Genomic DNA, 23,784 nt, shown 5'->3' with positions numbered 1-23,784 from the left:
CCGACAAGATCACTGAGCACAAGACCCGCGACTCAACTCACTGAAGCGACCAGTAGGGAGGCACGGGCCGTGGCACCCACCGCTGTTCGCGCCGCCGCCACGAATGCTGCGATCGCCGGGTGGGTGCCGCCGCCTGCGCGGAAGGCGACCTTCGAGCGGCGGAAGAGGGGCAGCCGGGTCAGGACCACGCCCTCGGGGGCGTGTGCGGTGGCCATCTCCGGTACGAATCCTGCGCCTTGGCCGATGGCGGCCAGTGCCAGGACCGTACGAAAGTCGTTGACCTGATGGCGGATGCGCGGCTGGAATCCGGCTGCCTGACAGGCGCGTACGGCCATCGCGTGACCGGTCGTGCCGTCCCGTGCCGTGATCCATGGGGACGTGGCCCACGGTCCGAGCAGCTCGGCCAGCGTTTCGCCGTGGGTGACGCGACCGGTGGCGGGAGCGCCGCCGGTGGCCAGGTACATCGGCTCTTCCAACAGGGGCACCTGGTCGACCGTGGTGTCCGGTGACGCGGGCACGAAGTCGTAGTCGTGGACGAGGGCCACGTCGAGTTCGCCGGCGCGTAGGCCGTCGGAGACCCGCGCCGAGTCGATCTCCTGCACCATCGGTTCCAGCGCGGGATGCCGCTGGGCCAGTTCGGCCAGCGTGGCGGGCACGATGGCGGGGCCGCCAGAGGGAAACGTCCCGATCCGCAGCGGCCCGCCGATGCCCTCGCGTGCCCCGGCCAGCTCGGAGACGGCCAGTTCGAGGCGTTCGAGGACGGCATTGGCGTGGGTGACGAGGGTGCGGCCCGCGGGGGTGAGCACCACCCGTCTGCCACTTCGTTCCAGCAGGGGTACGCCTGCCTCGCGCTCAAGCACGCTCAGCTGCTGGGAGACGGCCGAGGCGGTGAAGGTCAGCGCCTCGGCGACGGCCGCGATGGTGCCGCGTCGGTCCAGTTCGCGCAGCAGGTGGAGACGTCGGACATCGAGCATAAGGTGAGCTTACGCATAAGCGAAGAAATATGAACTGGATCTACTGAATCTGTGTCGGTCAGGGTGGACGTATGAACCCCGAAGCGAATCTCACCGGCCTGTTCGTCCCCTTGGTGACCCCGTTCACCGATGACCTGCGCCTCGCCCCGGACGCGCTCGCCTGCCTCGCCGGCGAGGCGCTGGCGGCCGGCGCTCGGGGACTCGTCGCCCTGGGCACCACCGCGGAGGCGGCCACGCTGACCACCGAGGAGAAGCAGGCGGTGGTCCGCATCTGCTCGGCCGCCTGCCGGGCACACGGAGCTCCGCTGATCGTCGGCGTCGGCACCAACGACACCGCCGCCGCCATCACGACGCTGCGGGAGCTCGCTCAGAGCGGTGACGTCACCGCGGCGCTGGTTCCCACGCCGCCCTACACCCGGCCCGGCGAGGCGGGAACGCTGGCGCACTTCACGGCACTCGCCGAACACGGGGGCCTGCCGCTGGTCGTCTACGACATCCCGTACCGCACCGGTCAGTCGCTCAGCACCGGCACTCTGAACGTGCTCGGGCACCTACCGGAGGTCGTCGGGGTCAAGTACGCGACCGGTGCGATCGACGCGGCCGCGATGGAACTGCTCGGCTCGTCGACACCGGACTTCGCGGTGCTCGGCGGCGATGACGCCGTCATCTCACCGCTGCTCGCGGCGGGCGCCCGCGGCGGCATCCTGGCGTCGGCCAATGTCCGCACCGCTGACTTCGCCGAGCTGATCTCGCTGTGGCAGCGCGACGCCACCGGACAGGCCCGCAGGCTGGGAACGGAGCTGGCCCGGCTGTCCGCCGCGCTCTTCGCCGAGCCGAACCCGACCGTGATCAAGGGGGTGCTGCACGCGCAGGGCCGTATCCCCAGCCCGGCCGTCCGGCTGCCGCTGCTGGCCGCCTCCGCTGATTCGGTCCGGCGAGCGGCGGACCTGTCCGCCACCAGGACCCACCAAGCCCACCAAACCCACCAAGGGACCGCGGCCTGAGAGAGACCCGCTCTCGTGCCACCACACTCCCCACATGGGCGAGCCGTCCAGGCGGCCAAGGCGGCGGGTCGATCCACAACGTGGACCTGTCAGCGGCTGATGAGATTGCGACGACGCCCGAATGAGATGTTGCTCGACGGATACCTGCAGACCCGTTGCGTCGAGCTGGCGGTTCACCTCGATGACCTCGCGCTCAGTGTCGACGCGCCATGCCGAGTGCCCGATGCTGCGCTCACCGTCGCGGTGGACGTGCTCGTTGCCGCCGCCCGGGACCGGTACGGCGACCAAGCCGCGCTGCATACGCTCGCCAAGCGTGAGCGCGACGAGGCCCCGCATCGGCAGGCGGTGGTAGGGGCGGCGTGATGATCACGGTGCCATCGTGGGACGGGGTCTGGCGTGGCCACAGTTCCGCCGGGTCGAACACCGAGAGAACGCTCGTCGGCGACAACTCAGGCTGGGTCTGGTGGGGGAAGCTCGTCGGCGAAGGGGGGCGGCCGGGCTCGGCCAGGTGAAGGCGAAGCGGTGGGAGGGTTCGTCGTACGTCACCGAGGCGCCGCAGGGGTCGAACCGGAAGCGACGGTGGATCCAGCCGTCGAGGGCGGCGAGGGCAGCGACCTCCGCGCGGAAGTCGGCGCCGGGGTGCGGGCAGTCAGGAAGGACATCGCTGCGGTTCCACGGCCCTGAGCAGGCATGCGCGGTCGTCTGCGCTGATCAGTCCTGCCGGAAGGGCCCCGTCCTCCAGCAACGCGCGCAGGGCGGAAGCGTGTGCGGCGAAGGCGGCCCTGCACCCTTCGCGTTCCGGGTGATCGGAGTCTTTCCCGAACAGCAGCACCCGGCGTTCGTCGTCGGCGTCGACGGACGAAGACAGCTCCGCGGCAACGGCCAAGAGGCCGACCAGGTCTGGCCGCACGGCGATGTCGGGGACGGCTGCCAGACGGATCAGGAAGGGTAGGGCGGCCGGCATCACGGCGCTCACGTGGAAGGTGCTGTTCATCAGGAGGTTCTCCAGCACAGGCAGGGTCTCGGGGCCGACTGCCTCATCCAGGAGACCGCGGAGCAGGGCCGGGACCCCCGCAGGGCACCCCGGAATTTTCGACCAGTCGACATCGGCGCAGCCCAGCAGCGCGGGGTGGTCGCATGCAGCCTGCTCCATCTCCGGATGTTCGCGGAGGAACCGAGCGACGGCAGCCTCTTTGACCGCCGTATCCATCACACACATCTCCATTGCCCTTGCTCTCACGACATCGCCCCGAACGGCGTCCGCGAGACTCTTCCCGGAGCTGGCGTCGAACGCAAGCACCAGACCGGTAGCTGCCACCTCCCGCCCTGAGGTAGTCGCGCCCCGGCCCGGCGCCAGATTCCGGGACAGTCCTTAGCCGGCTGCCGCCGCCGCTACGAGCGAGAAGCCGATCACTTTCTCGTCTTCACGAGCATCGCCTGCACCCTCATCTGCCACCGCAGACGCACCGATTGAGACGACTTCCAAAGGGCGGCGGTGTAGCCGGCGGGGCCCGACCCGATGACGACGACGTCCCGGACGCCGCCGCTCACCGCCGGTCACCTTCTCGCGTGTTGTCGGAGGGTCCGGTGTACAGCAGCAGGTTCCGGGACTCCGGGCCCGCGTCGCGCACGTGGTCCCGGGTGGCGACGGCCGTGAGCGCCTGGTCCAGTTCGACCGGCGTCGTGTCGGGGTGGCGGGCCAAGTGCACAGCCGCGGCGCCGGTCACCTCGGCGGTGGCCGCGGAGGTGCCGGTCAGCTTGACGTAGGAGCCGTCGCTGCGCGCGCCGGCGGTGGTGATGTCGGTGCCGGGTGCGAACAGGTGCACGCAGTAACCGTGGTTGGACCAGGCCGGGCGCCTGTCGTCGCGGCCGGTGGCGGCGACGGTGATGGCGGTGGTCTGTCGGGCAGGGGTCGTCTCGCAGGACTCGATCCCGTTGCCCGACGCGTCGCCGTTGCCCGCCGCGGCGGTGTAGGCGATGCCCTTGCCGGTCATCTGGTAGAGCTGGAGGTCGAGCACCGAACCCGGCTCGCCGGAGAAGCCGAGGTTGACGACGGAAGGGCCGTCGGCGTGGGCGGTGATCCAGTCGACCGCGGACATGATGTGTTCCAGCGTGCCGGTGCCGTCGCAGCCGAAGGCGCGCACCGACTGCACGGTGGCGCCCTTGGCGACGCCGGTCCACAGACCGGCGGCGATGGCCGCGGAGGCGGTCCCGTGGCCGTTACAGTCGCTTTCCCCGCCCGGGCGCCGCTCGATGGCGTCGTACGCACCGTGTGCCCGGCGGCCCCAGAACTCCCGGTGCGCGACACGGACCCCGGTGTCGACGACGTAGATGTCCACTCCCGTGCCGGTTCCGTGCGGCATGCGGTGGACGCCGTCAAGGGGCAGGTCGCGCTGATCCATGCGGTCCAGGCCCCATGAGGGCAGTGACAGCTGAATGCCGCCGAGCGCCGCCCGTGCGGTGCCCGTCCCCCGGACGGGCTGCTGCTTTCCTGCGACCCGGTAGACACGGTCACTGGTGATCGAGTCGACTCGGGGGTCCTTGTAGTAGGAGATCTTCTGTTCTTCGGTGAGCGAGACGGAGAATGCCTGGGAAGCGGCGGAGTACACCCGCCGCAGTTCGCCGCCGTGAGTGGCGATCATCTCCTGAGCCCGCCGGGTGACCGCCTCCTCGGTGGCCTCGGTGCCGTTGACCTCGATGATGTGGACGGTGGCGGCCAAGAACACGGACGGTGAGCGGTCGGCCGGGGTGGCGGACATGGCCGGGCCGGCGACGTTGCGGTCGACGGTGCGGCAGCGCTCGACGACGACCAGGGGAAACACCGGACCAGGACCCAGCCAGACCCAGGGTGGGGGGCCGCCGGAGGCATCGAGGCGGCCGACAGCACGCCGCACCCCGCTGCTACGGCCCCTGACGAACGGACGGAGAGCGAGGCATGAACTCTCATGTGTCGCACCCGAGCCGCCGAACCACCCCGAGAGGGGGTCCGAGGACCTGAAAACGGGCAAACGGGCCCATAATCGCTGCGGCGTGACACCCGTTCACGTGAGCGTGACACCGGTGCCACGCTCACGCTCCGTCGTCCTCGCCGGGGTAGTGCGTCTCGGTCCTCTGCCGTTGCACGTGGACGGTTTGTCACTGAAGTCGGATCGGGCCGCTGATCGGCCGGGTCAGGCGGGCTCGGGCGTGGCAGTGGGGCGGGCGTTCATCGCGGCCTCGGTGCTGGGGTAGGACGGCATGACGGTGCTCAGGCCGGTGAGATCGAGCATTCGGGACAGGCGGTCGGGGACTGCGGCCAGGGTCAGGGAGCCGTTTGCGGCCATCGTGCAGCGCATGACGCCGATCAGGGCGTTGAAGCCGGAGGAGTCGCAGAAGGTGACCCCGGTCAGGTCCAGTATCAGGTGCGGATGTCCTCGGGCGATGACGTCCAGTGCTCCTGTGCGGAGGGCAGGAGCGGTGTGTATGTCGATCTCTCCCCTGACGTGGAGGGCCGCCAGGTGTCCGTCGGTGTGGGTGGTGGTGAGGGTGAGGTCGTCGGTCACGGTCAGCGCTCCTGGTCGGCGCGGGCGGCGCCGGCGCCGGGCGTGGCCAGGGTGCGGGCCGTCGATGCGGCGGCCGTCTGGTCGGTGGCCGGTGCCAGGGGTACGGACAGCGCGAGCAGGGCGACGTCGTCACCGGTCCCGGTGGGCAGGTCCATGATGAGGGCGATGGTGTCTTCGATCAGGCGGCCGGCGTCCGGGGTGGTGCGGGTGGTGAGGAAGGCGGCCACGCCTTCCTCACCGAGCATGGTCCCGTCCGGCAGGCGGGCCTCGGTGAGCCCGTCGGTGTAGAGCAGCAGGCCGTGGCCCGGGGCGAGGTGGAAGGTGTGGGAGGCGAACCGGGCGCCTTCCAGTGCGCCCACGAGCATGCCCCCGCTGGGCCGTATCCCGTTCACCGCCATCGCGCCGTCATCCCCGTGCTGCAGGTGGAAGGCGGGAGGATGGCCTCCCATGGCCACGGTCACGGTGAAACCGCCGCCCGGGGCGGGCTGCAGGGTGCCGAAGACGCAGGTGCAGTACCGGCTGCCCATCGAGGGATCGAGGAGCAGGGCGCTGTTGAGGGCGTTGAGTACTTCGGTGGGATCGTCGTGGTGCTGGGCGGCTGCGCGCAGGGTGTAGCGGGTCAGCGAGGTGACGGCGGCGGCTTCGGCGCCCTTGCCGCACACGTCCCCGAGGAAGAACGCCCAGCGCTGTCCGCCCAGGGAGAAGACGTCGTAGAAGTCACCGCCGACGTCCCGGGGCGAGTCGGTCTGGTAGTGGCAGGCCAGCTCGAGCCCCGGAACCGTCGGCAGCGCGGGAGGCAACAGGGTGCGCTGGAGGGTGGTGGCGAACGCGGTGATCGCCTCCGTATCCCGCTCGGCCCGCGTCCGCGCCGCCTCCTCCGCCTTGCGGCGCTCCTGTTCCTCGCGTAGCAGCCGCAGGCCCGAAAGCCGCAACTCCATGGCGTCCAGAACCACCGCGGCCAGGTCGGCCAGGGTTTCGGTGTCGGCCTCGGTGATCAGACGCGGTGTGGTGTCCAGGATGTTGACTGTGCCCAGCCGGTGGCCGTCGGCGGTGATGATCGGCGCCGCCGCGTAGAACCGCACCCCCAAAGGACCGGTGACCAGCGGATTGGTGCGGGCGGTCGGATCGCTGAGGGTGTCGGGGATCACCAGCGCGTCATCGCGGAGGATCGCCGACCCGCACAGGCCAGGGTCCCGGCCGATCTGCGCGACCCCTTCCAGGCCGTGAACGGCCTTGAACCAGATCCGGTCGGCATCGACGATCGTCACGCTGGCCACGGGAACGTCGAACAGGCGGGCGGCCATCGCCGCGACCCGGTCGAAAGCCCCGTCGGGCGGAGTATCCAGGATGTCGTAGCGGCGCACCGCCTCCATCCGCGCCGCCTCCACCTCGGCCGGCGGTACCCGCCTCAGCCGCGGCTCACCCGGCGAAGCCTCGGGGGTACCTGACATCGCTCAGCTCCTGTCTACCGCGACGGAACCGGTCCCAGCGCCCAGTCCTCGACCACCGACCCTACGGCAGCAGCGAAACCCGCCTCTCCTCCTGGGCGACGAGATCCGCGAGGAGGGGCATCGGCCGCCTGTCCCCCGCTCAAGCACCGCAACCCGAACCTGCTCGGCCGCTGCAGCTTCACCGCCCGCGTCCCGGCCGCGGGCGCCCCGCGCCCGCGGCGCGACAGGGACGCGCCCGTGCTGGACGAGGACGACGACGGGAGCGGGCCGGACTGAGGGTCGCCGACCAGGGCGATGATGGGCTTGCGGGCCGTCTTGTGGCGGACTACGGCGGTCAGGCGCCCGCAACCAGCGTGCCGAGGGCCGTGCGCTGGTGGGTGACCGAGCGGCCTGTGCGGGTGGTCGTCGCCATGCCTGCCGATCTGAGCGCCGCCGCGTGGGACGAGGCCGTCGCGTTGCTGACGTGGAGGGCGCGGGCCAGGGACGTCGTGGTGTGAGGCTCGGCGAGGAGGCGCAGGGCGTCCAGCCGGGTGCGGCCCAGGACGGCGGCCAGGGCCTCGGCGGGGACGACCGGGCGCCCCGCGGTGGGCGGGAGCCCGGGACCGGCTGGGTATGTCAGGACCGCGGGATGGCCCGGGGTGTCCTGAAGAAGTGGGCCCGCCGGGTGGTGGAAGGTGGGCAGCAGAACCAGGCCGCGCCCGCCGAGGCACAGGTCGCGGTCCGGCGCTGCGCCGGGCCATTCCCACACGCCCTCACGGAGCCGGCTGCCCGGGCCAGGCCGGCCAGCGTGGCGGCCACGCCGTGTTCGGCGACGGTCAGGGCGTAGCGGGTGAACTCCCCACGGTGCAGATCCTGTACGACGGACCAGACCGGGGCGAGGACCGTCTCGTACGCGGCCTGCTGGGCGCGGTGCAGGGTGCGCCAGGCCGTCTCGTCGCCCGCGTGCAGGCCGCGGATCCAGCGAGGGGCGGGCACCTCCCCGTAGACCCGCTCCAGCTCGGAGCGGACGAGACCGGGGCTGTTGGCGGGGAGCTGTTCGAAGCCGTCGGCCATGGTGTCGCCGAGGACGTCGAGGAAGATGTTCTGGTCGGCCCGCCACAAGCACCGCTTGGAGCGACCTGCGGACGAGTGGAGCGACGACAGCTGGCAGCGCATCGGCCCGGCGGGCTGCCCGGCGAACTGACCTGGGAGGAGTTCACCGCGGCCTGCAGCGCGCGCCGGCCGAACATCACCAGCACCCGGCCGCTGGAGCTGATGCCCCGGTCCGGCGGCAGACTGTTCCTGCCGAGCCCCTACGTCGAACTTCTCGGCCGCTGGCGCGGCCGGGAGCCCGGGGCCGGGCCCGGACAGCCGGGCGGGCGGCGGCGGTGGACGGGGCCGGGCGGAAACCGCGCGTCGAAGCGACCGGCGCCTGTGCGAGCGGCCTGACGGACGCGACAGCACCGTCGACAGCAGGGTCGGGCGTCGACGGGGAAGGGTGACGTCGGCCGGCAGCCGGCGGAAGTTGAGCGCCGGCTGTTGGCGACGACGATCTCTTGGACGTCGGCGCGGAGCGCCTGGAGGCGGTTGTCGAGCAAGGGCTCGGCCTTGCCCGCCAGGGCGACGTGCAGCCGGAGGAAGATTTCGGGAGCCGGAGCGAACGACGTGCCAAGAGCGAAGCGACAGCACGTCGGCCGGACCGTTCGGGCAGCCGAAGGCCGGGGCCCCAGCCACGGACCGGGTCAGGCCGCCCCGGGGGCACGAGCAGGGCGCCGCGCGGCGGCGGCACGCAACGCCGGACGCAGCCGGAGGCCGGGGGCGGGCCGCGTCCGGACGCCGTGCGGGCGGCGCCGGAGCGGCGGCCCCCGGGGCGCGGCGGCCGGACGGAAAGCGGCAGGCGGCAGGCGGCAGGCGGCAGGCAGCAGACCGGCGGCACCACGGCAGGGGTCGGGGCGCGAGTGAGCACAGAGCCGGGGCGGCCCGGTACGGCACGGGTGGCGCCGGAACGGCGGTGGCGCGGCGGAAGGCCGCCGTGCCACCGCAGTGGATACCGGACTACCGGATCCAGCACAGCCCCGGAGGTTGGCCGCGTGCCGGTCAAGGTCCACCTCGGCGGCTGCGGGAAGAGCCGGAAGGCTCCCGGCCTCTCCGAGGCCACGGCGAGGCGGGCCCTGGCCGAGGGTGTCGCGGCTTGCCAGGTATGCCGGCCCGAGACCGAACGCGCCGATCCTCGACGCGGACTGGCCCCGGTGCACCCGGGGAATCGGCGCCGACGCGGGCGGGTAGCCCTACACGGCGGGGTGAAGGGGGAGGAGGCGCCATGAACTGTCAGCGGTGCGGCGCGCCGGCGCTTGAGCAGGGGGGCCGCTGGGTGTGCAGGGAGTTGTGCGGCTGGTCGTCGACGGCGCCTGCGCCCCGCGGCACAGATACGCTCGTCGGATGATGAGTAGCTGGCGGCCGGAGCCGGAGCCGGAGAGGGCCGCGCCCGTTACGCGCGCGCCCGAGATCACCACGACCGCGTGCAGGGAGTGCGGTGCGCAGGTGGCGGGGTTGAACGGCCGGTATGCGTGCGGGGTGTGCGGCTGGGTCAACCCGTGGTGGGAGGGCAGCAACACCTTGCCCGCCGCCGAGGAGGACCCCGACTACCCGGGGACCGCCCCGGCCTGACCTCGGCGCCGGGGGCGAGCCGGCCTTCCGTCCCGCGGCAGGCCCGCCGCCGCGGTTTCTTCGTCGGCGCCTTCTTCGGGCGCGGCATCTCGTGGACGGTCGCGCGCTCCTGTCTTGGCGGACGTCGGCGTCGTCACGGATGGCAGGGAGGACAGTACCTGGCTGGAAGGGGTCCGGTGTGACGTGGCCCCTGCCGCACCGACGCTGAGCGCTCCCGCCCTCAGACCCGACCTGCTCCTTGAGCATCGTCCCTGCGAGTGCTGTGGCGTGTGCGCAGTGCCTCATGCACGGAAGGGGCTACGGCCAGGATGGTGATGGCCTGGGTGATGTTCAGCATGCGGCTGATGAGTGGGGTCGGTGCGGCCAGGGTGAGCGTGGTGCCGCCCGCCTGGCTTCCGCGCCAGACTCCCAGGAGCATCGCCAGCCCGGAGGAGTCGAAGTGGTCGATGTGGGACAGGTCGAGCACGAGGTGACGGCAGGTGCTCTCCTCCAGCAGCGCCAGCAGCTGCGGGCGCAGCTCTGTGACCGTGTCGAAGGCGACGACGACCGGCAGCCGGGCCACGGACACGTCGCCGTGGCGCAACTGAACCGTCACCATGACGGGCCGTCCTCTCCTTGCCGAGGGTCACCTGCATGTCGCCGCTGCCCGGCCGGTGGGCAGACGGACTGAGATTGTCACCCGAGCCCCAGCCCCGTTTCCACTTCTCCCGGTCTCATGGGACTTGCGCGGCATGGTCGCCGCATGGGCTCATGGTGCCCAGGCGCGGGGGGGTCAGGGGGTGGTGCGGCCGGCGATGTTCCCGCCGGGGTCGTCGGCCAGCGCGATCACGGCGGTGACGCGCTTGCCGACCGGTTCCCGGCGCACTTCGTAGGCCTGGCTGACGGCAAGGGTGATCTCCAGGCCGTGGCGGCCCACTCGCTGAGGGTCGGTGGCGGCGACGTCCGGCAGGGCCGGGTCGCTGTCCCACACCGACACTCGTACCGCGCCGTCGCTGATCTGCAGATCGAGCATGACGGGGCCCGGTGCGTACTTCACCGCGTTGGTGACCAGCTCGCTGACCACCAGCTGCGTCATGCCCATCGCCCGCTCGGACACCGGCAGCCCGTACACGGCCTGCACCTCGGTCAGGAAGCCGGTCGCCAGATGCCGGGCCGCCCCGATACAGGAAGAGTCACCGTCGTAGGCGGCAGCCGCCGACAGCGAAGGGTTGTCCCCTGTTTTCTGTCCCTCGTCCCCCGCGGCCTGCTCCATACGCCCGCCCCGCCTCACATGATCATCACACGAAGTCCACGTTGTGTCCGCGAAGCATCGCACGGTCCCTTCCCTGCTGCCCCGCCCCAGGCGCTTCAGACCGGCCTGACACGGTTGACACCGCGCGGCGGCATGCGTTTGCGTGGACGACGGGCCTGGCAGCAGCGAGCGCCTCCCGAGGATCGGACGGAGACGGTATGAGCCAGGCCCTGCTTTCGGTCTCCCGGTACACCACCACCGCCAGTGGCGTGCACGTCGTCGCCCTGGCCGGGGACATCGACCACACCACAGCCGACACCTTCCACCGGGCCCTGACCGCACCGGACGGCTCCACGCCGCGCACGGTCCTCGACTTCCGCGACGTCACCTTCATGGACTCCAGCGGCGTCAACGTCCTCGTCGTCGCGAACAACGCCGCCCGCGCCCGCGGCGGATGGCTGCGCCTGGCCCACACCCCCACCCCCGTGCTCCAGCTCCTGCGCATCGTCGGCCTCGACGCCCTCCTCCCGCTGCACCCCACCCTCGAAGACGCCCTCGCACCCCGACCCGCCACCTGACCCCCGTTTCGGCACCCTGACCTCTCCCTGTCGGACACCGGGGCGTACTCCTCCTCGCGCAGCGCCGAGACCCGTACGTTCCTCGGCTCCAGCGACTGCTTCGCCTCACGGTGTCCCCGTTCGGTGAGCACCCACACCTGCCGCTGGCCGTCCTGGACCGATTCGATCCTCACCCGGCGGTGGCCTGAAGATCCAGGAGGTTGACCCGCGTCAGCTTGTCTTGCTGGTTGTCGGACCTGCGGCGACCCCTTGACTGCGGAGGCTGACCTGCGGGAACGCCCGGATCCTGGCGACGGGGCACGGAGAGGGTGATGGAGTGGGCTTCCGGGCCTGGTCAAGGGGCTGTCCCGGGGTCAGCCGTCCTTGAGGGCTGCCCGCGGCAGGCGTCCGCTGCGGGCCGCCGATGGCGTCAGCCCACGTCGGCCGCGCGTACCGGGTCTGGACGTGGCCCATGGGCGGCTTCGTGTCAGCCGTCCCGCTGGGTGACCGACCGGTCGCCCCGGCCGGCACGCCCTTCCCCGACACCGCGGAGCAGCTCACGGTTCGCTGGCATCCGCGGTCCACCGGACCTACGCGGAGGTGTCCGCCGCGGTCACCGAGGCGGTGGGGAGCCGGGGCGGCGGCAGGTCCGGATGGTGTGGCAGGCGACGTCGCAGGGGAGCGGGGAGCCACCAGTTCGCTGCGCCGGCCAGCTTCATCACGGCCGGGACGAGGAACGGGCGGATCACCACGGCGTCCAGGAGGACGGACGAGGCGACGGTGACGGCGATGACCTTCACCATGGTCACCTCCGTGGCCGCGAGCGCCAGGAGGACGACGAGGACCACCGCGGCGGAAGCGGTGAAGAGGGGCGCGGCGGCCTGGAGCCCCTCCGCGGTCGCGCGGGTCGTGTCACGGGTGCGGTGGTACGCCTCCGAGATGCGGGCGAGGAGCAGGATCTCGTAGTCCATCGACAGTCCGAAGGCGAGGAAGAAGGCGATCAGCGGCAGCATGAGGTCAGTGGTCCCGGTAGCGGTGAAGTCGCCGACCAGCCAGCGCAGGTGCCCTTGCTGGAAGATGAAGACCATCCCGCCGAAAGCCGCCGTCAGACTGAGGGCGTTGATGAGGAGGGCCTTCACGGGCAGGAACAGGCTGCGAGTGAAGACCAGCAGCAGGGCCAGTGTCCCGAGGACCACGGCGGAGAGCGCGCCGGGCAGCCGTTGGAGGACCACCGTGCGGGTGTCGAGGAACTCGGCGGTGACTCCGCCGGTGATGGCGGGCGCGGGGGCCGGCTGGGTGCGGATGCTCTGCAGCAGGTCGATGCCCTGGGGGCTGTAGGGCCGCGGTTCGGAGCTGATGGCCAGCCACGTGCCGCTCGACAGGGTGAACTGCCGCAGCCCTGTGCACGGGCTCTTGGGCGCCGGCGCGGCGGACGGCGTGCAGAGCGGGCCGAGAGGTTTCCCGTCCAGGTAGGTGCCCGTGGCGGTGCGCAGACCCTGCACCCCTGGCAGGCTGGAGAGCCGACGGGCGTAGGCGTCGAGGCGGGCGGCGCCGTCGCGGCCGGTCGGGTGCCAGTCGGGTAGGACGACATCGACTTCCGTCCCCACCTGCGGGAAGTCGGTGCGCAGGTCCTGCGCTGCCCTGACCACCGGGGAGTGAGCGGGGAGAGCCCGCTCGTCACTGAGGCTGAAGGCGACGTCCCGGAAGGGCAGCGCGAGCAGGAGCAGCAGTCCGCTCGTGAGGGCGAAGACAGCGAGGGGGCGGCGCATGACGGCGGTGGCCAGTGCGCGCCATCGGCCTGCGTTTCGGGCGGCGCGGCGCCGGCGAGCGAGGATGTCGCGGTTCGCCACGCGCTCGCCGAAGCAGGCGAGGGCAGCGGGGATGACGAGCAGGGACGCGACCGCCGCCAGCAGGACGACGCTGATGCCCGCGATGGCCAGGGAGCGCATGAGGGTGAGCGGGAACAGGAGGAGTCCCAGCAGGGAGGCGGCGACGACGGCTGCCGAGACGGCGACGGTCCGGCCGGCTGTGCGGAGGGCGTGGACGACGGCCTCGTCGTGTGAGAGGCCGGAGGTCCTTTCCTCGCGGTACCGGGCGACGACGAACAGGCTGTAGTCGACGGCCAGGGCGAGGCCGACGGCCGTGGTGAGGCTGAGGGCGAAGGCGGACACGGGTGTGACGGTGGCGATGGCGCGCAGGATCGCGGTGGCGCCGGTCACCGCCACGGCGCCGACGGCCAGCGGCAGAAGTGCCGCCGGGATGCTGCCGAACACCAGGATGAGCAGGACGAGGGTGGCCGGCATGGCCAGCAGCTCCGTGCGCAGCAGGTCCTGCTCACTGTGGAACTGCAGCGCTCGGGTGAAGGCGGCCTGGCCCGCTGCCTGGGTCTCCAAGGGGCCGTCGTGCTCGGCGGCCCGGGTGAGTACCCGCTCCGTGACGTCGAGCCGGGTCTGTCCGCCCTCCCCGAACCACAGGGCGACGAGGGCCGTCCGGCCGTCGGTGGAACGCAGCAGCGGATCGGGGGGCGGGGACGGCAGGTCCTCGGTCACCGGGTCGACCGGCCCCGTCCAGTACGAGTCGACGCCGGTGACGCCCGCTTCGTGCCGCAGGTCCTCGACGAGCCGGACGCCGGCGGCGCGCGCCGAGGCGTCGTCGACGGAGCCGGTGGTACGGGCGAGGAGCAGGAGGGGCGGCATGCCGCCGTGGGGTGCCTGGCCGAGCATGCCGCGTACACGGGCGGACGGGGTGTCCTCCGCGATCCAGCCGCCGGCGCCGAGGTGCGCCGAGACTCCGCTGGAGAGGAAGCCTGTCACGGCGACGAACAGGGCGGCGGCCGCCAGGACCAGCCGGCTGCGGCGTACGGCCCAACGGGCGAGCGCGGCCAGGGGGCCCGGGGGGTACGAGCGGTCTGGGTGCTGGGACTGCTCGCACCTCACGAGTGGCTCCTGCGGGGGGGGATGGACGCGTCGACGGGATCAGTTGCCGGACGGGATCACGCCGGGGGTTGGTAACCGAGCCGGATCAGGGCGCGCCTGGCGAGGTCGGTGATGCCCTGGGCGTTGAGGAACTCCAGCGTCGGCAGTTCGCAGCCCAGTCGGCGGCGGGCGGCGACGACGGCCTCGACGGCCATGAGGGAGTCCAGGCCGAGTTGGTCCAGCCGGCGGTCGCGGTCGAGGCGGGCCGGGTCGGTCTGCAGGATGTCGGCGAGGACCTGGGTGATGGCATCGGCCGCCAGGGTGAGGGCCTCGTCGGGGGTGGCGGCCGCGAGACGGTGGCGCAGGTGGTCGGGGCCGTCGTCCCGGGGCGTGTGGGCGGGGATGAGGCCGGCCAAGCGGGGCGTCTGCACGGCCGGCATCATGCTGCGGACGCGGGCCCAGTCGATGCGGGCGGCGGCGCTGACGTCGGTGTCCCGGGCGATTGCGTCCTCAAGGGCGGTGCAGGCTTCGCGGGGCGTGAGGTTGTCCAGGCCGAGTCGGGCGAGCATGTCGGTGATGCCGTGGCGGGCGGCGTAGCCGGTGTCACCGATGGCCCCCCAGGCCACGGTCGTCCCGGGCAGCCCCGTGCCGCGCCGGTTGCGGGTGAGCGCCTCGAGGTAGCCGTTGGCGGCGGTGTAGTTGGCCTGGTAGGCGTTGCCGAACCAGGTGGTCACGGACGAGCAGGCGGCGAAGAGGTGGAGGTCGCGGTCGCGGGTGAGGGCGTCCAGGTGTGCCGCACCGAGCATCTTGGGTGCCAGGGCGGTGCGGAGGCGCTCGTCGGTCAGATCGGCGAGCGGCGCGTCGTCCAGGGCCATCGCGGCGTGGAGCACGCCGCGCAGCGGGTGGGGGGAGGCGTCGACGGCGTCCAGTACCCGGCGCAGGTCGGCTTCGCGTGTGACGTCGGCCGTGTGGGCGGTCGCCTGGGCGCCGCGCTCCGCCAGGGCCCGGACGAGGTCCTCGGCGCCGGGGGTGTCGGCGCCCCTGCGGCCCAGGAGAGCGAGGTGGCGGGCGCCGCGGTCGACGAGGCGGTGTGCGAGGGCAGCTCCGAGGCCGCTGAGCCCGCCGGTGATCAGGTAGGTGGCGTCCGGGGACAGTCGCAGGGGTGGGTGGGACCTGTCGAGGGGCGGTGGCTCCTCGAAGGTGATGACGACCTTGCCGAGGTGGCGGGAGCGTTGCAGGGCGCGCAGGGCCTCACCGATCCGGGCTGCCGGGTAGGCCAGGTGCAGCAGTGGCCGGTAGGTGCCGTCCGTGATCCGTTGCGCCATCTCGTCGAAGCAGGTGCCGGCCTGGGACATGCGGCCGGAGATGAGCTGGTGGGCGTCGACGCCGAAGAAGGCGATGTTGTTGCCGAAGGGACGCAGGGCCAAGGGGGTCGAGGCGTAGATGTCGCGCTTGCCCAGTTCCACGAAGCGCCCGCCGGGCCGCAGCAGCTCCAGGCTGCGGCTGATGGCCTCGCCGGCGAGGGAGTTGAGGACGACGTCGACGCCCCGGCCGCCGGTGAGGTCGCGGACGTGCTCGGCGAATTCCAGGGTGCGGGAGTCGAAGACGTGAGGTACGCCGAGCATGTGCAGCAGGTCGCGCTTGGCGGGCGTCCCGGCGGTGGCGATGACGGTGGCACCGCGTGCCCGGGCGAGCTGGAGGGCGGCCAGGCCGATGCCCCCGGCGGCGCCGTGGACGAGGACGGTCTCGCCCGGCTGCAGGTGGGCGAGGCGTTCCAGGGCGTGGTGGACGGTGAAGTACACGACGGGCAGGGTGGCGGCTTCGGTGAACGACATCCCGTCGGGGACGGGGCCGACGAGGCGGGCGTTGACGGTCACATGCGAGCTGATGCTGCGGGGTGCGAGCGCGTAGACGCGGTCGCCCGGTGCGAGGTGGGTGACGGTCCTGCCGACGGCGGTGACGGTGCCGGCGCATTCGAGGCCCAGGGCGGGCCCGTCCGGCAGCGGTGTCTCCGCTCCCGGCGGCAGGAGACCCACGGCCAGCATGACGTCGCGGTAGTTGAGCGCCGCCGCTTCGACGGCGATGGTGACCTCGTCGTCGGCGGGGCGCTGCGGGCGGTCGGCCACCCAGGTGAGCCGGGGATGCAGCCCGGCGTCGTGCAGGCTCAGGGTGAAGGGCCCGGGGGCCGGGGCGTCGTGCGTGTCGGTGGCGGTCCGCAGGGCGACGGCGCGGGGGACGAAGCGTCCGCCACGGGTGAGGACGACCTCGTCCTCACCCGTGGGTCGGAGCAGTTCGGCCGCCAGGCGCCGGGCGTCGTCCGCGGGCCGCGGTCCGGCGTCGAGGGAGACGCGGCGGACGGCCAGGTGGGGGATCTCGTTGGCGAGGGAGCGCGTCGCGCCCCACAGCGCCGCGTCCTGCGGGACTCGGGGTTGCTCGGGGGCGGCGTGGATGCCGCTGGGACGCGTGACGATCCACAGGTCGACGGTGGTTCCGGCCGGCAGGTGCGAGGCGGTCCCGGCGAGGGCCCGTAGGAGGCCGAGACGAGTGACGGCCTGCTCGGTCGCCTCGGAGGGTCCGGTGTGGGGATCGCCGGCGTCGAAGACCAGGACGGTCTTCGGTGGCTGCTGGTCGCCCGCGAGCCGGTCCCAGTGCAGGGGGGCCTCGTCCAGATCGGTGAGGTGGACGTCCGCGCCCGTGCCGGTGAGGGTGTCGGCGAGGACGCGGGTCAGGTCGCTGTCAGGGCTTTCACCGGCGATCAGCCACCGGGTGTCCTGGTCATCGTGCGGCCCCGTCGGAGCGGGTGCGGTGGTGGTGGCCCGGTCGGTGCGGCGGGCGCAGAGCACGGAGTACTCGAGATCGGGCAGGGGTAGTTCGTGCCCGAGCTGGGCGACCTCGTCGAAGCCGCACTCCCGCAGCAGCGGGGCCCAGACATCAGCGGGGAGCAGTGGGGAGCCCTGCCGGAGTGCGGTGTCGGTGAAGTCCCAGAAGCCGTCGAGCGTCCCGAAGCAGGGCGCCAGCAGGCCGGGTTCGTGGGTCTCGTGGGCGAGGAGGTGCCCGCCGTCGGCGAGCAGGTGGGTGACGCGGGCGATCGTGGTGCGCAGGTCGCGGGTGGCGTGCAGGACGTTGGTGGCGATCACCACGTCGAAGGACGCCTCGCCGAAGCCCTGCTCGGCGGGGTCCTGGTTCAGGTCGAGGGTCCGGTAGTCGACGAAGTCGAACTCGGCGAAGCGGGCCTTGGCGGAGGGGAAGAAGCCGGCGGACAGGTCGGTGAAGGTGTAGGTGGTGCGTTCGGCCGGGAGATGGGGCAGCAGCAGGGCGGTACTGCTGCCGGTACCGGCCCCGACTTCCAGGATCCGCAGCGGCCGGTCGGCCGGCCAGGTGCGGACCTGCTCCCGCACCAGGGCGCGCAGCAACCGGTTGTGGAAGCGGGGCTGTGCGGCGTCGCTGTAGAAGTACTCGATCAGGTGGCGATCGGGTTCGTCGAAGAGCAGCGTCAGCGGATCGCGCTCGCCGCGCAGGACGTCGGCCAGGTGCAGGCAGCACCGGCCGAACAGGGAGATTTCGACGGCTTGGCCGGGGAAGTCCCGTACGAGCTGCTGGAACAGCTCCAGTGGCGGGGGGCCGTCCATGGCGGGGAGGTGCCAGCGGGCGGGCCGGTCGCCCTGGGGTGGTCGGGTCTGACGGATCACGCCGCGGGTGGCATGGGCGAGCAGTTCGGCCAGCCGGGCGTGCTGGGCCCGCATGCCGCCCGCCACCAGGTCGCCCGTGTCGAACTCCGTCTGTCCGGGCGGCAGGAGCCGAGCGAACGCATCGGCGATGAGACGGGCGCAGCACTCGCGGAGACGTTGCAGTCCGATCCCGTGGCCCTCTGCGCGCCAGGCGTCCTCCAGCCGGTCGCGGTGGGGCAGACACGCCTGGGCGAGGGCGGTCGGTGAGGGCAGGGGCGCCGGCCGGGCCGGGTCGGTGGTGCCGGGGGCGGCGCGCAGCACGTTGACGAGGTGCTGCACGGGTTCGGTCGGGGTGTTGCCCATGCGGCGCAGTCGGCAGCCGGTGAGTTCGAGGCAGACCTCGCCCTCGGTGTCGGACAGGGTGATGTCCCAACACAGTTCCTGCGGGCTGCTCTCGCGCAGGCGTACGTGGATCAGCCCGGTCTGCGGCGGGGTGTGCCACAGGCGCAGCGCTTCGGCGGCGACCGGGAGGAACGGCAGGTACTCGCCGTCGACGGTGGTCAGGCAGCCGCCTGCCTGCAGGGCGCCGTCGAGCAGCGCGGGGTGCACGTGGTAGCCGTCGGCGGGTTCGGTCAGGGTGTAGGAGGCGAGGACTTCCCCGTCCCCCAGGTGGAGGTCGGTGAGGACCTTGAAGGCGGGACCGTAGGTGAGACCGGCGCGGCGGGCGCGGGCGTAGTGCTCGGCGGCGTCCAGCCGGGTGTGCATGGGCGCGCGCAGGGCGGCGGGGTCGACGGACGCCGGGGCGGTGGCCAGCAGGCGCCGGACCCGGGCGCGGGCGTACGGCTGCCAGGGCAGGTCGTCGCCCGTGCGGGCGGCGATCTCCAGGGCCTGGTCGGGTTCGTGGTAGGAGACCTGCACGCGGACGTCGGCGGTGTCGTCGTCCCAGGGGATGTCGAGGGCGCGGGTGATGAGGAGGTGGTTCACCTCGACGGGGGCATCATGGACGAGCCGGCCGGCTGCGAGCGCCATCTCCAGGTAGGCCGCTGCGGGCATGACCACGGCGCCGGCGACCTGGTGGTCGGTCAGCCAGGGAAGTCGGGTGGGCTCCACCAGGTTGGACCAGGCGGCGTGTTGGACGGGGACGCGCGCCCCGAGCAGCGGGTGCTGGACGGGGGTGGTCTCGCCGGCGACGCGCAGCCACCACTGGGGGTCGCCGCGCCAGTGCCGTTCGCGCTGCCAGGGGTAGGCGGGCAGGCCCACGGTCCGGCCCGGCCGGGGGAAGAAGGCGTTCCAGTCGGCGCGGGCGCCGGCGGCCAGCAGTTGGGCGGCCGCGGTGTCGACGGCGGCGGGTCCGGGCACCGCGCGGGCGCAGGTGACCGCGGTCAGTGCCGGCCGTTCCAGGTCCTTGGTGGCCTTGCGGAGGTAGGGCCGCAGGACGGGATGGGGACCGATGTCGACGAAGGTGTCGTAGCCGTCGTCGAGCAGCGTGCGCAGCGCCGGCCCGAACAGCACGGGTTCCCGGACGTTACGCCACCAGTAGCGTGCTCCGAGGTCCTCGCCCGGGCAGATGGTGCCGGTCACCGTCGAGACGAACGGAATGCCGGTGGCGGTGGGGCGCAGCCCTTCCAGGGAGGAGATCAGCTCGTCCTGGATGGGCTCCATGGCGCGGCTGTGGAAGGCGTAGTCCAGATCCAGCATGCGGAAGAACACCGCGCGCAGCTCCAGGTCACGGCCCAGCGCGCGGAGGGCCTCCTCGGGGCCGCAGACGGTGACGTCCTGATCGCCGTTGACGGCGGCGATCTCCAGGGTGCCGGCGTAGGGGGCGAGTTCCTTGGCCGCCTCCTCCGCGGACAGGCCGATCGCGGCCATGCGCCCCCGGCCGCGGGTGGCGGCCTGGGCGCGGCTGCGTTCGGCGACCACGCGCGCGGCGGTGGGCAGGTCGAGGGCGCCGGCGACGTGGGCGGCGGCGATCTCGCCGACGCTGTGGCCCAGGACGGCGGCCGGGCGGATACCGCGGGCGCGCAGCAGTTCCACCAGGCCGATCTGGAAGGCGAAGAGCAGCGGCTGGGCGACCTCGGTGGCCTGGACGCGTTCGGGGTCGGCCGTGATCATCTCGTCACGCACCGACCAGCCCAGATGGGGGGCGAGGGCCTCGTCGACCCGGGTGAGGGCATCACGGAACACCGGCTCCTCACGCAGCAGGTCCGCGCCCATGCCGGCCCACTGCGAGCCGTTGCCGGCGAACGCGAACACCACCCGGCCGTCCGTCACCGCCTGACCGGTGGCGGTGGCGGCGGGCATCGGGAGCGCGCCCTCGGCAACGGCCGCGAGCGCCTCGGCTGCCGGGTGCGCACCGGAGGCGAGGACGACGGCCCGGTGCGGGTGGAGGGTCCGACGGCGGGCGGCGGTCCACGCGGCGTCGTAGAAACCCTCCGGGTCCTCCCCCCGCAACCGCTCGGCCATGTCGGCGGCCGCGGCCTCCAACGCCTCGGGGGTACGGGCGGAGACCACCACCGGCAGCGTGCCGTGGTGACGCGCGGGCGGGCCGGTGACAGGGGTCGCCGGTGCGGCGGCGAGGACCACGTGCGCGTTGGAGCCGCCGAAGCCGAAGGAGTTGACGCCGACCACCGGTCGCTCCCGGTCCAGGGGCCTGGCCTCGGTGCAGGGGTCGAGTCCCCAGCCGTCGAAGTCGATGCGGGGGCTCAGCGGCTCCGCGTGCAGCGTGGGCGGGATGTGGCGGTGGCGCAGGACGAGCAGGGCCTTGAGCAACCCGGCCATGCCGGAGGCGGCCTCCAGGTGACCGGTGCTGCTCTTGACCGATCCGATGGGCAGCGGCCCGGTGGTGCGGCGGCTGCCCAGGGCGCGCCCGATGGCGTCGCACTCGATCGGGTCGCCCACCGGGGTGCCTGTGCCGTGGGCCTCCAGGTAGGCGAGGTCGTCGCCCGTGACGCCGGCCTGGGCGTAGACCTGCTCCAGCAGTGACGCCTGCGCCTGGGCGCTGGGGAGGGCCAGTCCGGTGGTGCTGCCGTCGCTGTTGACGCCGCTGGCGAGGATCACTCCGTGGATGCGGTCGCCGTCGGCGAGGGCGTCGGCCAGGACCTTGAGCGCCACCACGCCGCCTCCCTCCGCGCGCACGTATCCGTCGGCCTCGGCCGAGAAGACGCGGCAGCGCCCGGTCGGCGACAGCATGGAGGCGGCGGAGAACCCGGCGAAGCCGAAGGGGCTGAGCAGGACGCTCACTCCGCCCGCGAGCGCCATCCGGGACCGGCCGGTCCGGAGGGTCTCGCACGCCTGGTGCAGGGCGGTCAGCGCCGAGGAGCAGGCCGTGTCCACCGTCATGCTCGGACCATGCCAGTCGAGGAGGTGGGAGACGCGGTTGGCGGCGTTGGTCGCCGCGAGACCTGCCATCGTGTACGCGTTGGGGGCGTCCGCGCCGGAGGCCTGCAGGTCGGCGTAGTCATGGCTCGACATGCCGACGAACACCGCCGTGTCGGAACCGGCGGTCGCGGCCTGGTCGATGCCGGCGTCGTCCAGGGCCTCGACAGCCATCTCCAGCAGCAACCTGTGCTGCGGGTCCATGCGCGCCGCCTCACGGGGCGAGATCCGCTGGAAGTAACCGGTGTCGAAACCGGTCACGTCCGCCAGGAACCCGCCTGCGGCCGTATAGCTCTTGTTGCTCTTGCGGCGCTTGGTGTCGACGAACCGGTCCGGGTCGAAACGGTCGGGCGGTACCGCGCCCACCAGGTCGCGCCCGTCCCGCAGCGCCTCCCACAGGGCGTCCGGGCCGCAGATGCCACCCGGCAGACGGCACGAGAGGCCCACGATCGCCACGGCCTGCATGTCGGGATCGGCGGGGGCCATGGTCACGGAGTTCTCCCGGTGCACGAAGAGGGTGGGGGCAGCAGCGCTGCGCGTGATGGCCGCTCGGCGGCGTGTTCCCGTCGCCGGAGCCTCCGCGATCTTAGGGAGTGGTGGCACAGCCCTTTGCGCCTGTTACTGCGTTCGGAGGAACGCGGTAGCTGGTGCCGACGCGTGACGAGGGGTTGCCGCAGGCGGATCACGGCGCTGCCGACCCCTATCTCCTCACCCTCAAGGATGAATATGCGGGGCCCCTCACCGGCCGCCACCTGCGGAGGGACCACATCGGGAGGTGGAGCTGCGTCAACACGCCACGCCCCCCTTCCCCTCAAGGGTCACGGAGGCCCGCCCGTCGGCCGGCCGCCGGTAGGGTCGCCGTCGTCTCGAAACCGTCCCGCAGAGCCCGCCCCCCGCACGTTCCGAGGCATCGCCTCAGTGTCGCGGCGGTGCTCACGAGCGCTCGGCCGGCCACGGCCGGCTCGATGGCGGGCCACGACCGAGACACCCTCGACGACGTTCCCGGAAGGTAGGCCATGAGCAGTTCACCGGTTGCCGCACCCGTCCGCAGCGATGTGACCGCGTGCGGCTGGTGGCGCCCGTGCACGGTGCAGCTCATCGGGGAGGTTCCGGACGGGCAGCGGGCACTGCGGGTGTTCCTGGACCGTCTGACCGCCTCGTTCGAGGACCAGGGGCACACCGTCCTCGACCGCTCCCACGGCGAGGTCGACCTGATGCTCATGTGCGGGCACATCCCGGACGGACCTCAGCCCCTGCGGGAGAGGATCCCCGAGACCTACCCCCCGTTGAGCGCGATGCTGCGCCAGCGCCACGGCCTGCGCCGCAACCCGCGCCACGTCGTGGCCGTGGTCGAGGTGCCCGAGCAGCTCAGCGCCCTGCCCCATGCGGAGGTCGTCGCGGCCGCCCGTACGGCCATGGGGAGGCTGGGCGCGGCCAAGGTCCTGTTCGTGTCGCGCGGTGACGCTCCCGGCCAGGTCCGTGAGGTGACCTTGTGCACGATGGAGGGCGGCCACCCCACCGAGGTGGACGGGATCGCCGACCGGGTGCGCGACCGGCTGGTCACCGCGGCATGCGCCCGACAGGTCGCCGAGGACTACGACACGGTCCGCGACGCCATCACCGCCGAGGCCTGGGAGGCCGGCGGGACCCCCGAGCGGCTGGCCGCCGCGGGTCGCCGGATGGGCGAGCTGGGCCTGTTGTCGCCGCCGTTGCGGGTGTCCGACTTCGTGTCGGAGCAGCTGGCCGACATGTACGAGATCTACATGGGGGTGCGGGGTTTCAGCGAAGGCATGCTGTTCGCCTTCGACCCCGAACTCGACTGCCTGGTGGTCAGCGCCTCGGGTTCCTGGGACGTCGACAAGCGGGCCTTGACGCGCGAGCAGGTCGTGGCCGTCGAACCGCGACTGGCCGACGGTCGACGCCTGCGCGTCCTGGCACCCAGCGGTGTGCTGCCGATGCAGCCCTCGGTGGAGACGTGGGAGGTCTGCGCCCTGATGGAGTCCTGCCCCACCGTCCGTGTCGCCAAGGACCCATCGGGTACGTGGGTGCTCGACCCGAACGGGGAACGCGAGGTTCCCCTCATCAGGGCGGGCGTTCACGCCCACGTCGGCGTCACCTCCAGCGACGACGCGGTGATCGAGACCGTGGAACCGGACCGCGAGGAGTTCCCTTACGGGTTCGGCTGCGGCACCGACCTGACCGTCGAGCTCGCCCGCAACACCGTGCGCCGCTCCCGCGCGGTCAACGACCCGGGCGACCCGCGCGCGTACGTCCGCTGGCCGCTGCTGTACCACGGCGAGATGGCCGTCGAACTGTGGAAGCCCGGCCTGCCCTCCCAGCCCTTCCAGGGCCTGCTCGACCTGTACGGCACGGCCGTGCGGTTCACTCCCGACGACGTGCCCCAGCCGGTATGAGCGGACA

General features: G+C 72.6%; 16 protein-coding genes. 6 read left to right on the top strand and 10 right to left on the bottom strand.

The genetic code is table 11. The annotated features are described in order from the left end of the window. Positions 1-32 precede the first annotated feature (32 nt). Positions 33-974, bottom strand: coding sequence for a LysR family transcriptional regulator (locus NRO40_RS29800; RefSeq protein ID WP_058941714.1), 942 nt, complete (start codon positions 972-974; stop codon positions 33-35). Positions 975-1,045: 71 nt separating this feature from the next. On the opposite strand from NRO40_RS29800, the gene dapA reads away from it, so the two are divergent. Continuing rightward, positions 1,046-1,978, top strand: coding sequence for a 4-hydroxy-tetrahydrodipicolinate synthase (dapA, locus tag NRO40_RS29795; RefSeq protein ID WP_058941713.1), 933 nt, complete (start codon positions 1,046-1,048; stop codon positions 1,976-1,978). Between the two features lie 126 nt (positions 1,979-2,104). After that, complete coding sequence (locus tag NRO40_RS29790) at positions 2,105-2,341, top strand: hypothetical protein (RefSeq protein ID WP_232791026.1); 237 nt, start codon at positions 2,105-2,107, stop codon at positions 2,339-2,341. Between the two features lie 286 nt (positions 2,342-2,627). Here the strand turns inward: NRO40_RS29790 and NRO40_RS29785 are convergent, their stop codons facing one another. The 4 genes from NRO40_RS29785 to NRO40_RS29765 all read right to left on the bottom strand — a co-directional run bounded on the left by NRO40_RS29785 (position 2,628) and on the right by NRO40_RS29765 (position 6,971). After that, positions 2,628-3,278: a hypothetical protein gene (locus NRO40_RS29785; protein WP_058941712.1), complete on the bottom strand. Its 651-nt coding sequence runs from the start codon at positions 3,276-3,278 to the stop codon at positions 2,628-2,630. Between the two features lie 247 nt (positions 3,279-3,525). Further along, positions 3,526-4,800 carry a S8 family peptidase gene (locus NRO40_RS29775; protein ID WP_058941711.1) on the bottom strand — a complete coding sequence of 425 codons (1,275 nt, stop codon included), beginning with the start codon at positions 4,798-4,800 and terminating at the stop codon, positions 3,526-3,528. Positions 4,801-5,148: 348 nt separating this feature from the next. Beyond that, positions 5,149-5,520 carry an STAS domain-containing protein gene (locus NRO40_RS29770; RefSeq protein WP_058941710.1) on the bottom strand — a complete coding sequence of 124 codons (372 nt, stop codon included), beginning with the start codon at positions 5,518-5,520 and terminating at the stop codon, positions 5,149-5,151. A gap of 2 nt (positions 5,521-5,522) precedes the next feature. Beyond that, positions 5,523-6,971 (bottom strand): PP2C family protein-serine/threonine phosphatase, encoded by a 1,449-nt coding sequence (locus NRO40_RS29765; protein ID WP_257375555.1) that lies wholly within the window; start codon positions 6,969-6,971, stop codon positions 5,523-5,525. A gap of 353 nt (positions 6,972-7,324) precedes the next feature. Here NRO40_RS29765 and NRO40_RS30710 point away from each other — a divergent pair, with 353 nt between their 5' ends. Then, on the top strand, positions 7,325-7,468 hold the full coding sequence (locus NRO40_RS30710; RefSeq protein ID WP_328517157.1) for a hypothetical protein: 144 nt from the start codon (positions 7,325-7,327) through the stop codon (positions 7,466-7,468). A 118-nt stretch (positions 7,469-7,586) separates the two neighbouring features. Here the strand turns inward: NRO40_RS30710 and NRO40_RS30705 are convergent, their stop codons facing one another. Further along, on the bottom strand, positions 7,587-8,126 hold the full coding sequence (locus NRO40_RS30705) for a hypothetical protein (protein ID WP_328517156.1): 540 nt from the start codon (positions 8,124-8,126) through the stop codon (positions 7,587-7,589). 449 nt (positions 8,127-8,575) lie between these two features. Here NRO40_RS30705 and NRO40_RS30900 point away from each other — a divergent pair, with 449 nt between their 5' ends. Next, entirely contained in the window at positions 8,576-9,274 is a 699-nt protein-coding gene (locus NRO40_RS30900; RefSeq protein WP_408057100.1) for a DUF6233 domain-containing protein, read from the top strand. Positions 9,275-9,837: 563 nt separating this feature from the next. Here the strand turns inward: NRO40_RS30900 and NRO40_RS29745 are convergent. Further along, a complete protein-coding gene (locus NRO40_RS29745) occupies positions 9,838-10,215 on the bottom strand; it encodes an STAS domain-containing protein (protein ID WP_058941709.1) in 378 nt (125 codons plus the stop codon). A 174-nt stretch (positions 10,216-10,389) separates the two neighbouring features. Continuing rightward, complete coding sequence (locus NRO40_RS29740) at positions 10,390-10,869, bottom strand: ATP-binding protein (RefSeq protein ID WP_058941708.1); 480 nt, start codon at positions 10,867-10,869, stop codon at positions 10,390-10,392. 197 nt (positions 10,870-11,066) lie between these two features. Between NRO40_RS29740 and NRO40_RS29735 the strand changes: the two genes are divergently transcribed. After that, the gene (locus NRO40_RS29735; protein WP_058941707.1) at positions 11,067-11,426 is read left to right on the top strand and encodes an STAS domain-containing protein; all 360 of its coding nucleotides are present in this window, start codon (positions 11,067-11,069) and stop codon (positions 11,424-11,426) included. Between the two features lie 569 nt (positions 11,427-11,995). Here the strand turns inward: NRO40_RS29735 and NRO40_RS29730 are convergent. Both NRO40_RS29730 and NRO40_RS30675 read right to left on the bottom strand, forming a co-directional pair. Beyond that, positions 11,996-14,341 carry an MMPL family transporter gene (locus tag NRO40_RS29730; RefSeq protein WP_058941706.1) on the bottom strand — a complete coding sequence of 782 codons (2,346 nt, stop codon included), beginning with the start codon at positions 14,339-14,341 and terminating at the stop codon, positions 11,996-11,998. Between the two features lie 56 nt (positions 14,342-14,397). Continuing rightward, complete coding sequence (locus NRO40_RS30675) at positions 14,398-21,849, bottom strand: type I polyketide synthase (RefSeq protein ID WP_058941747.1); 7,452 nt, start codon at positions 21,847-21,849, stop codon at positions 14,398-14,400. A gap of 530 nt (positions 21,850-22,379) precedes the next feature. On the opposite strand from NRO40_RS30675, the gene NRO40_RS29715 reads away from it, so the two are divergent. Continuing rightward, positions 22,380-23,777, top strand: coding sequence for a hypothetical protein (locus NRO40_RS29715; RefSeq protein ID WP_058941705.1), 1,398 nt, complete (start codon positions 22,380-22,382; stop codon positions 23,775-23,777). The last annotated feature ends 7 nt before the right edge of the window (positions 23,778-23,784 follow it).

This window comes from Streptomyces changanensis (assembly GCF_024600715.1).
In the GTDB taxonomy this organism is placed as follows: domain Bacteria; phylum Actinomycetota; class Actinomycetes; order Streptomycetales; family Streptomycetaceae; genus Streptomyces; species Streptomyces changanensis.
Note: the sequence above shows the minus strand (reverse complement) of the source record. Positions and strands in the feature narration are given on the sequence as shown.